Annotated in this window: 10 protein-coding genes and 1 pseudogene; 6 read left to right on the forward strand and 5 right to left on the reverse strand. The window is 61.1% G+C overall.

The features are described 5' to 3' along the window. The first annotated feature begins 44 nt into the window (after positions 1 to 44). On the forward strand, positions 45 to 1,214 hold the full coding sequence (locus B3187_RS12485; protein ID WP_024461405.1) for a flagella assembly protein FlgT middle domain-containing protein: 1,170 nt from the start codon (positions 45 to 47) through the stop codon (positions 1,212 to 1,214). 19 nt (positions 1,215 to 1,233) lie between these two features. Here B3187_RS12485 and secB read toward each other — a convergent pair whose 3' ends face one another. From secB to B3187_RS12500, 3 genes are read right to left on the reverse strand one after another with little or no spacing between them, the layout of a single operon-like run. Further along, entirely contained in the window at positions 1,234 to 1,737 is a 504-nt protein-coding gene (secB, locus tag B3187_RS12490) for a protein-export chaperone SecB (protein WP_024461406.1), read from the reverse strand. A gap of 58 nt (positions 1,738 to 1,795) precedes the next feature. After that, positions 1,796 to 2,047 (reverse strand): glutaredoxin 3, encoded by a 252-nt coding sequence (gene grxC, locus B3187_RS12495; RefSeq protein WP_286806816.1) that lies wholly within the window; start codon positions 2,045 to 2,047, stop codon positions 1,796 to 1,798. 16 nt (positions 2,048 to 2,063) lie between these two features. Beyond that, positions 2,064 to 2,477 carry a rhodanese-like domain-containing protein gene (locus tag B3187_RS12500; protein WP_024461408.1) on the reverse strand — a complete coding sequence of 138 codons (414 nt, stop codon included), beginning with the start codon at positions 2,475 to 2,477 and terminating at the stop codon, positions 2,064 to 2,066. A 228-nt stretch (positions 2,478 to 2,705) separates the two neighbouring features. Here B3187_RS12500 and gpmI point away from each other — a divergent pair. The 5 genes and pseudogenes from gpmI to B3187_RS12525 all read left to right on the forward strand — a co-directional run bounded on the left by gpmI (position 2,706) and on the right by B3187_RS12525 (position 8,242). Continuing rightward, a pseudogene (gpmI, locus tag B3187_RS12505) lies at positions 2,706 to 4,268 on the forward strand (2,3-bisphosphoglycerate-independent phosphoglycerate mutase). Between the two features lie 54 nt (positions 4,269 to 4,322). Further along, positions 4,323 to 5,483 carry a murein hydrolase activator EnvC family protein gene (locus tag B3187_RS12510; protein ID WP_286806819.1) on the forward strand — a complete coding sequence of 387 codons (1,161 nt, stop codon included), beginning with the start codon at positions 4,323 to 4,325 and terminating at the stop codon, positions 5,481 to 5,483. A gap of 121 nt (positions 5,484 to 5,604) precedes the next feature. Continuing rightward, on the forward strand, positions 5,605 to 6,990 hold the full coding sequence (locus B3187_RS12515) for a S41 family peptidase (RefSeq protein ID WP_024461411.1): 1,386 nt from the start codon (positions 5,605 to 5,607) through the stop codon (positions 6,988 to 6,990). Between the two features lie 6 nt (positions 6,991 to 6,996). After that, positions 6,997 to 7,899, forward strand: coding sequence for a divergent polysaccharide deacetylase family protein (locus tag B3187_RS12520; RefSeq protein WP_024461412.1), 903 nt, complete (start codon positions 6,997 to 6,999; stop codon positions 7,897 to 7,899). A 121-nt stretch (positions 7,900 to 8,020) separates the two neighbouring features. Beyond that, the gene (locus tag B3187_RS12525; protein WP_036161127.1) at positions 8,021 to 8,242 is read left to right on the forward strand and encodes a DUF6316 family protein; all 222 of its coding nucleotides are present in this window, start codon (positions 8,021 to 8,023) and stop codon (positions 8,240 to 8,242) included. A 47-nt stretch (positions 8,243 to 8,289) separates the two neighbouring features. Here the strand turns inward: B3187_RS12525 and hisF are convergent, their stop codons facing one another. Then, positions 8,290 to 9,060, reverse strand: coding sequence for an imidazole glycerol phosphate synthase subunit HisF (hisF, locus tag B3187_RS12530; RefSeq protein ID WP_286806823.1), 771 nt, complete (start codon positions 9,058 to 9,060; stop codon positions 8,290 to 8,292). Between the two features lie 486 nt (positions 9,061 to 9,546). After that, a complete protein-coding gene (hisA, locus tag B3187_RS12535) occupies positions 9,547 to 10,284 on the reverse strand; it encodes a 1-(5-phosphoribosyl)-5-[(5-phosphoribosylamino)methylideneamino]imidazole-4-carboxamide isomerase (RefSeq protein ID WP_286806826.1) in 738 nt (245 codons plus the stop codon). Between the last annotated feature and the right edge of the window lie 63 nt (positions 10,285 to 10,347).

The following is a 10,347-nucleotide window of genomic DNA, read 5'->3' on the forward strand; positions in this document are numbered from 1 at the left end:
CCCTAAAACATTTCCCCGGTATTGACCACCAGCGGAGCGACCCGGTGACCAAGTACAGCCGACTACCATTGCCACTGGCCCCTGCGCGCAACGCCCTGCTGCTACTGATGGCCGCCGCCCTCATGGGTGACGCCACCGCCGGCCCCAGCCAACCACATTTTGGCAGCCACCCTCAGGGCACCCACGGCCAGCATACCGCACAGTACGAACCGGTCTCGGGATCGGACCCAGGCGCCCCGCACCCGGCGGCCACGGCTTCAGCGAGCACCGGCGCCCCCCGGGCGGAAACCTCGGCCGCCGCCTTGGCCTGCCCCCACGGAGCAAGGGAGTACCGTAAGTCATTGCTGATCACCGCCTTCCCCCGCCGGGAGCGGGCCGAAGCTAACGCAGGCGGCCTCTCGGGCGCCGAGCAGGCTCTGGCTGAGCGCCTGGGAGAACACCTGGCCCGGGGCAACCAGCTGTTTCAGTACCAACTGATCGGGCAGAGCCTGCCGGAACCGTCCGCCAATTCGGGCCAGCCCATTCGCCAGTTGGCCCGGGAGCATGGCACGCAACTGGTGCTCAGCGGCACACTCCATGACCTGGGCATGGCCCGCCCCGGGGATGCGCTCAACCCCGGCTTGGTGACCCGCGCCCGCAACGCCGCCGTCAGCACCCTGCGCCTGAAGCCAGAATGGGACACCCGGCAACGGGATTTTGTTCTACAGCTGAATTTACACGATGGCCATACGGGACAGCGATTACACACGCGGAGCTACCGTTTGGCGGGAATATGGAACCCCAGACGCCCGGAGCGCGCCCGATTCGGGACCCCGGCGTTCTGGGAGACCGACTACGGCCAGAAGATTGAAGCGGTGTTGGCCGAGGCGGGCCGGGCGCTGAACGAAGTGATTCGCTGCCAGCCTCTGGTGGCGCGCCTGGACCCACCCCGTTCGGGCGCAACCACACTGCTACATGCCGGACACGTCCAGGGGTTACAAGTGGGGGACCGACTGCCTCTGCACCGGATCAGCCTGCGGCCCATTCCGGGGGAGTATCGGCAGTACAGCGCGCACCGCCTGGAGAGCGGCGTTCATCTGAGGGTGGAAAAGGTTCACCCTCAAACCAGCGAGGTGCGCCTGGAGGGCGCCACCTCACTGCACGGTGAACACTATGCGGTGACACCGGGCCAGGCACCCTCAGAAAACGAGGTGTACACCTGGCTTCAGGACTGACTCTGTCTCAGGGGCTGACTCAGGCGTCAGCCGGCTGCGAGGACTCGCCCTGCTTGCGAACCTGCTGTACCGCCTGGGCGAATACCGCATCGAAGTTGATCGGAGGCAGCATCAGGGGCGGGAAACCGCCGCGGGACAGCGTGGAGTCAATCACTTCGCGCGTGTAGGGGAACAGGATCTGGGGGCAGGTGGTGTTGATCACCTGGCTCAACTGGGCTTTCTCCAGCCCCTGAATCGCGAACAGGCCAGCCTGCTTCACTTCCACCAGAAACACCACCTTGTCATCCATCGTGGCGGTGATGGTCATCAGCAGCACCACTTCGTAGTGGTTTTCATCCAGGTTGTTGACCTGAACGTTCAGCTCCTGATCAATTTTCGGTTTCCAGGCACGGTTGAAGGATTCAACGCCCATGGGCGTTTCAAAGGACAAATCCTTCAGGTAGATCCGCTTGATCTGAAGACCGCGCGGCGCTTCCTGAGTGGCGCCAGCGCCGTTTTCCTGAGTGGTGTTTTCATCTGCCATAATTAGGTTTCCGTTGGTTCAATCAATTAGCCCTGAATCGGCCGCTGTCGGTGAGCGCTCAGCCCAGCATGTCATCCAGCTTGCCGCTTTTGTCCAATGCCCACAGGTCCGTAAAGCCACCCACATGGGTGTCACCAATCCAGATCTGAGGCACCGTGCGCTGACCACTGTCAGCCATCATCTTTTTACGCAGGGACGGGTCCCGGTCCACCCGAATCTCTTCAAATGCCACCCCTTTACCTTCCAGCAAGTGCTTGGCATTGACACAAAACGGGCATACCGCCGTGGTGTACATCACTACTTTCGCCATTCTAACCTCCTGCGGATCAGCCTTTCACCAGGGGCATACCCTGGTTCTGCCACTCGGTAATACCGCCGGCCAGACGGCGTACATCAAAGCCTTTCTGCCCCAGGGTGCGGCCGGCCGCCCCCGCGTGCTGACCGAGCTTGTCCGCCACCACGATGATCTTGTCCCGGTGCGGCGCCAGTAGCTGCTCTGCCTCTGCCGTCACTTTTTTGTAGGGCAGGTTCAGCGCGCCGGAAATATGGCCGGCTTTGAACTCCGACGCCTCGCGCACATCCAGCAGCACCGCCTCCTCGTTGTTGAGCAGGCGGGTCACCTCAAACGCGGGAATGGGCTTGCCATTCTTGATGCGCTCGCGCATGGCGTACACCAGCATCAACACCGCCAGCGTGGTGATCAGAAGCCATTCTTGACTGACAAATACAAAAAATTCCACGTCTTCGCCTTCCTCAACTCGAATCGGGGAGAATCCGCGCACGGTTTACCCGAGGCGGAGCGCGCCGCAGTATACACCATCAGACGTCCTTTTCTCAGCGGCTGACGTAGAGTTACCACGGGTAACGCGTTAGAATGGGCCCTTTGTACCCGATAGCGACCCGCCGGGTACTGGCGATGGCCATTCCATTCGACCTTCATTCAGCGACTCAGAGAAGTGACCGTAACTATGACCGCTAACCAGACTGCTGCCAAAAAGCCCACCGTATTGATCGTTCTGGATGGCGTTGGCTACTCGGAAAAGACCGAGCACAACGCTGTGTACAGTGCCAACACCCCGGTTCTGGACCGCCTCTGGAAAGAGGCTCCGCACAGCCTGATCGCCACCTCCGGGATGGCGGTGGGCCTGCCGGAAGGCCAGATGGGCAACAGTGAAGTGGGCCACACCACCATTGGTGCCGGCCGAGTGGTCTACCAGAATTTCACCCGCATCAATAAAGCAATCGAAGACGGCGAGTTCGCCGAGAACCCGGCCTACGCCGCGGCCATCGACACAGCAAAAGACGCCGGCAAGGCCGTGCACGTGTTCGGCCTGCTGTCCGAAGGGGGCGTTCACAGTCACGAAGACCACATTTTTGCCATGGTGGACGCCGCCGCCAAACGCGGCGCCAAGGAAGTGTACCTGCACGCCTTCCTGGACGGCCGCGACACCGCCCCGCGCAGCGCAAAGGCCTCTCTCGAGAAGGCCGAAAAGCAGTTCGCCGAGCTGGGCGTTGGCCGGGTTGCCAGCATTGTCGGGCGCTACTTCGCCATGGACCGGGACAACAACTGGGATCGGGTCGAGAAAGCCTACAACGCCATGGCCTGCGGCACCGGCGAATTTACCGCCAAGACCGCCGTTGAAGGCCTGGCCGCCGCTTATGAGCGTGATGAAAACGACGAGTTCGTCAAGGCGACCGTGATTGCCGGTGACGGCCAGGAGCCGGTGACAATTTAGGACGGCGATGTTGCCATCTTCATGAACTTCCGTCCCGACCGGGCCCGCCAGATCACCCGCGCCCTGATCGAAAGCGATTTCGACGGCTTCAAGCGTCAGTGCGAGCCCAAGCTGGCCGACTTCGTGATGACCACCGAGTACGCCTCGGACATCAAGGCCAACTGCGCCTTCCCGCCCCAGGAGTTGGTGAACTCCTTTGGCGACTACCTGGCCAAGCAGGGCAAAACCCAGCTGCGCATTGCCGAAACCGAGAAATACGCCCACGTGACCTTCTTCTTCAACGGCGGCACCGAGTCCGAGTTTGAAGGCGAGGATCGCATTCTGGTGCCCTCGCCGAAAGTGGCCACCTACGACCTGCAGCCCGAAATGAGCGCTCCGGAGGTGACCGACAAACTGGTCGAAGCCATCGAGTCCGGGAAGTACGACGCCATCATCTGCAACTACGCCAACGGCGACATGGTGGGCCACTCGGGCATCTTCGAAGCGGCGGTCAAATCCGTTGAAGCCGTGGATGAGTGCCTGGGACGGGTGCTCGACGCCACTCTGAAAGCGGGAGGCGAAGCGCTGGTGACCGCTGACCACGGCAACGTCGAGGAAATGTACGACCCCGAGTCCGGCCAGGTCAGCACCCAGCACTCCACCCTGCCGGTGCCTCTGATCTACGTCAGCTCGCGCAAAGGCAGCATCGCCGAAGGCGGCTCCCTGGCCGACCTGGCACCCACCATGCTGCACCTGATGGGCCTACCCCAACCCAAGGAAATGACCGGTCGCAACCTGGTCACCCTGAGCGAGTAATCCACAGATGGGGCGACCTCCCGGTCGCCCCATCGACGGCAAGGTTCCCCCCCCATGATGATCGCTGCGCGTGTCCAAGGCCTCGGAAAGTACCTGCTCTGCCTGTGCCTGATCCTGAGCGGCGCTGCTCAGGCCAATGACCAGGCAGACTATGAAGCGCGAATGCAGGAGCTTCAGAAGACCATTGAGCAGTTGCAACAGGAGCTGAAGAAAACCCAGGGCTCCCGGGATGAACTCAAGGAACAGCTCGAATCCTCGGAATCCGATATTGGCGAGCTGCTCAAAAAAATTGAGCGCATCGAGTCCGACCTTGAGCAACAGAACAGCGACCTGCAGAGCCTGAAGCAGGAGCGCAACGAGCTGGATCAGTCCCGACAGGCTCAGCAGCAGGCCGTTGCCGAACAGGTCCAGGCCGCCTACGCCCTGGGCCGACAGAGCCAGATCAAGTTGCTGCTCAACCAGGAGAGTCCCCAGCGCGTATCGCGCCTGTTGCGCTATTACGATTACTGGCTGGAAGCACGCACCGATAAAATCGAGCGCTACCTGGAGACGCTCGCCGAGCTGGATCGCATCGAGCCCCGCATTGTCCAGAAAACGGCTGAGCTGGCCCGCAACCGGGACCAACTGAAAGCACAACACGAACGTCTGGCCGAGCGCCAGGAAAGCCGCCGCCAGACCCTGGCCGCCCTGAATCAGCGCATCCGCTCCACCGATCAGGAGCTGGCGGACCTGCAGAAGGACCGGGAGCGGCTCCAGTCGCTGCTGGACGAAATGGTCGCCGCCGTCGCCGACCTGGAACTGCCCGGTGGCGATACCCCGTTCAGCCAGCGCAAAGGTCGCCTCCCCTGGCCGGCCCAGGGGTCTCTGCGACACCGTTTTGGCAGCGCTCAGCTGGACGGTCAGATCACCCGCAACGGCATTGTCATTGGTGCCAGCGAGGGAGAGCCGGTACTGGCCGTGCACCATGGCCGCGTGGTATTTTCCGATTACTTCCGGGGCCACGGACTCCTGTTGATTGTGGACCATGGCGAGGGCTATATGAGCCTGTACGCCCACAATCAAAGCCTGTACAAAGAGACCGGCGAGTGGGTCAGCGCGGGGGAGACCATTGCCAGCGTTGGCAACACGGGCGGCCAGATTCAGGCCGGCCTGTATTTCGAGATTCGACACCGGGGCAAACCCACCAACCCCATGCCCTGGCTGGCGCAGGCTTGATCGCCTCATCCGGGATACCGGCTATAGTGAATTATGCGCCATACTGATTGTCATATTGTCATCCCCACGGCCACGCTCGCGGGAACCGATCCACACCGGACCCTCAAGTCAGGAGAACCGGATGCTGTACGCTAATTTCAAACAGGCTGCCCTGGCGGTACTGTTCGCCACCCTATCACCGCTGGCGCTGGCCCAGTCCGTGACAGACACCGCCACGCCCGAAGAGCAGGGCCTGCTGCCGCTCGAGGAGCTCCGCACCTTCACCCGGGTCTACGACCATATTCGCAATGGTTATGTGGAGGAGCTGTCGGACGCCGAGCTGTTGGAGTACGCGATCAAGGGTATGATCGCCGAGCTGGACCCACACTCGGCCTATCTGGATGAAAAGTCCTTCGAAGATCTACAGGAAAACACCTCGGGTGAGTTTGGTGGCATCGGGATCGAAGTCGGGATGGAAGATGGCTTCGTCAAGGTGATCGCACCGATTGATGACACCCCCGCCCAGAAGGCCGGCATCGAGCCGGGCGATCTGATCATTCGCCTGGATGACCAACCGGTCAAAGGCCTGAGTCTAAACGAAGCCGTGGAGAAAATGCGCGGCCCCAAAGGCAGCGACCTGACGTTGACCGTGGTGCGGGAGGGCATCGACCAGCCTTTTGAGGTCACCCTGACCCGGGACATCATCAAGGTCAGGAGTGTGCGCGTGCGGGTTGAAGATGACCACTACGCGTACATTCGAATCGCCCAGTTCCAGGTCAGTACTGGCCAGGACATGATTGACGCGCTGGAAGACCTGCGCGCGGAGCACGACGATATACGCGGCATTGTGCTCGATCTGCGCAACAACCCCGGGGGCGTGCTGCAGACGTCGGTGGAGGTCGCCGATGCCTTTCTGAATGAAGGGCTGGTGGTTTACACCGAGGGGCGTACCGAGAACAGCGATATGCGCTACTACGCGAATGAGGGCGAAGTGGCCGAAGACCTGCCTATTGTGGTACTGATCAACGACGGCTCCGCCTCGGCGTCTGAAATTGTGGCTGGTGCCCTGCAAGATCACGGTCGCGCCGTGGTCCTGGGGACCCGCAGCTTCGGCAAAGGCTCGGTACAGACGGTGGTTCCCATCTCTGAAACCCGGGCGGTCAAGCTCACCACGGCGCTCTACTACACTCCGAACGGTCGCTCCATCCAGGCTCAGGGCATCGTGCCCGACGTCACGGTCGAGCGCGCCCGGGTCACCGCCCTGCGCACCGGTGTCCGCTCCACCGAGGCAGATCTCGCCGGCCACCTGGGCAATGCCAACGGCGGGGAAGAGAGCAATACCCGCACCCGGAAATCCGAGCGAGAGGCCCGCGATGATGATATCGGCGACAACCAACTCCACGAAGCCATCAATATGCTCAAGGGGCTGCATATTTTTCAGCAGCGTCAGAAGGCCAATCTAGCCCAGCGCCTGCCCCCGCTGTCCGACAGCGACAATGCGCCCGAGCACGAGTCGGGAGCGGAGTAAACCCGGATGCTCCTGCCGTTGCTGCGCCTTACCCTGGTCGCCGTTCTGCTGCTGGGAGCGTCCCTGAGTCAGGCCGGGCAACTGGCGATCATCATTGATGATATCGGCTACAGCGCCGCTCTGGGAAAGCGCAGCCTGAACCTGCCCGGCAATTTCACCTTTGCCGTATTGCCGCACGCACCCCACGGCTCAAGACTGGCCCGCGAGGGGGCGGCAATGGGGAAGGAAATCATGCTGCACAACCCCATGAGCAACATTCGCAACCTGCCACTGGATGCCGGAGCGCTGGCCTCAGGCATGAGCCACAGGGACTTCATCCGCACCCTCGAGGACAACCTGAGGAGCATCCCTGAAGCCCGCGGCCTCAACAACCACATGGGCAGCCAACTGACCCAGGAAAGCGAGCCGATGGGCTGGCTGATGCAGTACTTGGGCGAACATGGCTATTACTTTATCGACAGCCGCACCACGGCGGACAGCCAGGCCTGGGAAACCGCCCGACGCTACCGGATTCCCACCCTCAAGCGGGATGTTTTCCTCGACCATGAACGTTCGGTAGAAAGCGTAATGCGCCAGCTCAAACAGGCCATCGAGCTGGCCCGTACCCGTGGCTACGCCCTTGCCATCGGTCACCCCTACCCCGAGACGTTGATGGTACTGGAGCAAATCACTCCCCTGTTGGCCGACGCTGGCGTCAACCTGGTACCCATATCGGTGCTTCTGGAGCGGCCCGAGGCCCCCCTGTCGATTGTCGGACGCAGTTGCCTGGCCCCCCCTCTCAGCCTTTGGCGCCCCCCAGTGGGCTCGCAATCGATGGCAGGCGGACCCGACGCGGCCACAGAAAAACTCAGCCCACTGGTCACCGAACGGCGCCCGTATCGCCTGAGTCAACATTTGCTATTAAATTAATATTGCTCTATAAAGACAGGAAGCGGTTGCGTAGCGGGTGTTACCGGCGCAGACACCGCACTTCGATCAGGGAATTCACCCCGATCCCGGGGAAAAGCGATCAACCAAGCAGGTTAAGATTATGAGCGAGAACAGAGCAGGAGAACACGGCAGCGTCCCCAAGCGGAGCGGACGTTTTCTGGAAAAAGACGGCTACTGGTATTACACCACCCGGGAGGGCGTGGACATAGGCCCTTTCGACAGCCGGGAGGATGCGGAAATCGGAGTCGGCGAATTCATCGACTTCATCTGCGCCGCCGAGCCCAAGGTGAAAGAAGCCTTAGAGAGTTACCGGGCCGCCTGACCAGCGTTCACCCTACGGATATCAAACCGCGAACGCGGCATTGAGAGCTAGCGCATCTCAATGCCGCGTTCGCGCATATAGGCCTTGGCTTCGGGGATGCTGTACTCCCCAAAGTGGAAGATACTGGCCGCCAATACCGCATCGCCCCCCCCTTCCAGAACCCCATCCGCCAGGTGCTGAAGATTCCCCACTCCACCGGAGGCGATGACCGGTATCGACACCGCGTCGCTGATGGCCCGGGTCAGTTTCAGATCAAAGCCATTCTTGGTACCGTCGCGATCCATACTGGTGAGCAGTATTTCTCCCGCACCGTAATCGGCCATCTTGCGCGCCCACTGAACCGCATCAATCCCGGTAGGCTTGCGACCGCCGTGGGTAAAAATCTCCCACCGGGGCGCCTCGCCCTCACCGCTGACCTGCTTGGCGTCGATGGCGACCACAATACACTGCGACCCAAAGCGCTCCGCCGCCGCTTTGACAAACTCCGGATCGGACACGGCCGCGGAGTTGATGCCCACCTTGTCGGCCCCGGCATTGAGCATGCGCCGGATGTCTTCAATCTTGCGAATACCCCCACCCACGGTCAGCGGGATGAACACCTCGGCGGCCATGCGCTCGACGGTGTGCACGGTGGTATCCCGCCCTTCGTGGCTGGCGGTAATATCCAGAAAGGTAATCTCATCCGCGCCCTGTTCGTTGTAGCGCTTGGCCACTTCCACCGGGTCACCGGCATCACGGATATCAACAAACTGAACGCCTTTGACCACACGGCCATTATCGACGTCGAGACAGGGGATGATGCGTTTTGCTAGAGCCATATCGAACCTTTAAATGAACCTTGTAGCACTGACATCAATGCATCACGTCCGGGCCGCTATCAGGTAGCCCTTTCCAAGACACGCTGTGAATACATCCCTGTACGCTCCACAACGCGAGTCCCTCGGTTGAGGGTCTTGGAAAGGGCTACCTGACATCGGCCCTCAGTGCGGTCGTAGGAACTGCAGTTCGGCCTGCAGTTGGTTTAGTGTCTTTTTGGGCTTGGCGGCGGATGCGCCGTTGGCTTATCCGCCCTACGCAATTACGAGCTTCGTATAGCCTCTAAAAGCAATTCTTTTTGGGAGCATGCCAAGTGGCAATAGCGCACAGGTTGGCACTGAGGGCGGAGGCGGGGTAAACCCTTCGGAGACTCTCGGAGACATGGATGTCGACGAGAAGCCCCCATGGATGGGTTCACGGCGGGTCTCCGAAGGGTTTACCCTGCCTCCGCCCGGACGACCTGACAAGCACCAAGTCGGACGTTACGATTAGGACCCAGCCGAATCACAATAAGCCTGGGCTTCAGCCACATCCAGCGAGCCTTCATAAATCGCCCGGCCGGTAATCGCTCCGGTAATGCCCTGATCGGATACCTGACGCAACGCCTTGATATCATCCATATTGGTAATACCGCCAGAGGCGATCACCGGAATGCTCGAAGCGTTCGCCATCGCCAGCGTCTGCTCCACATTCACGCCCTGCATCATACCGTCGCGGGCAATATCCGTGTAGACAATCGCACTGACGCCATCTTTCTCAAAACGCTTCGCCAGATCCGTCGCCTTCACCTCAGACACCTCGGCCCAACCATCCGTCGCCACCAGACCGTCTTTGGCATCCAGACCGACAATGATATGCCCCGGAAAACGGCGGCACATCTCGGTCACAAACTCCGGTTCCTTCACCGCCTTGGTGCCGATAATCACATACTGGACGCCCGCCTGCAGGTAATGCTCGATCGTCTCGGCGCTGCGGATACCGCCGCCGATCTGGATCGGCAGGTCCGGGTAGGCTCGGGCGATGGCCGTCACCACCTCGCCGTTGACCGGTTTGCCCTCAAAGGCGCCGTTCAGGTCCACCAGGTGCAACCGGCGGCAACCGGCGGCAACCCAGCGTTTGGCCATGGCGACCGGGTCGTCAGAGAATACGGTGGAGTCGTCCATCAGGCCCTGGCGCAGTCGTACGCATTGGCCGTCTTTCAAATCAATGGCGGGGATAATCAGCATTTGGTTGTGGGTCCAGTCATTCAGTTTCGAGGGACATTCTTTACGGCGGATGCGGCCTTCGGC

This window comes from Marinimicrobium sp. UBA4209, from assembly GCF_002381585.1.
Taxonomy (GTDB): domain Bacteria; phylum Pseudomonadota; class Gammaproteobacteria; order Pseudomonadales; family Cellvibrionaceae; genus Marinimicrobium; species Marinimicrobium koreense.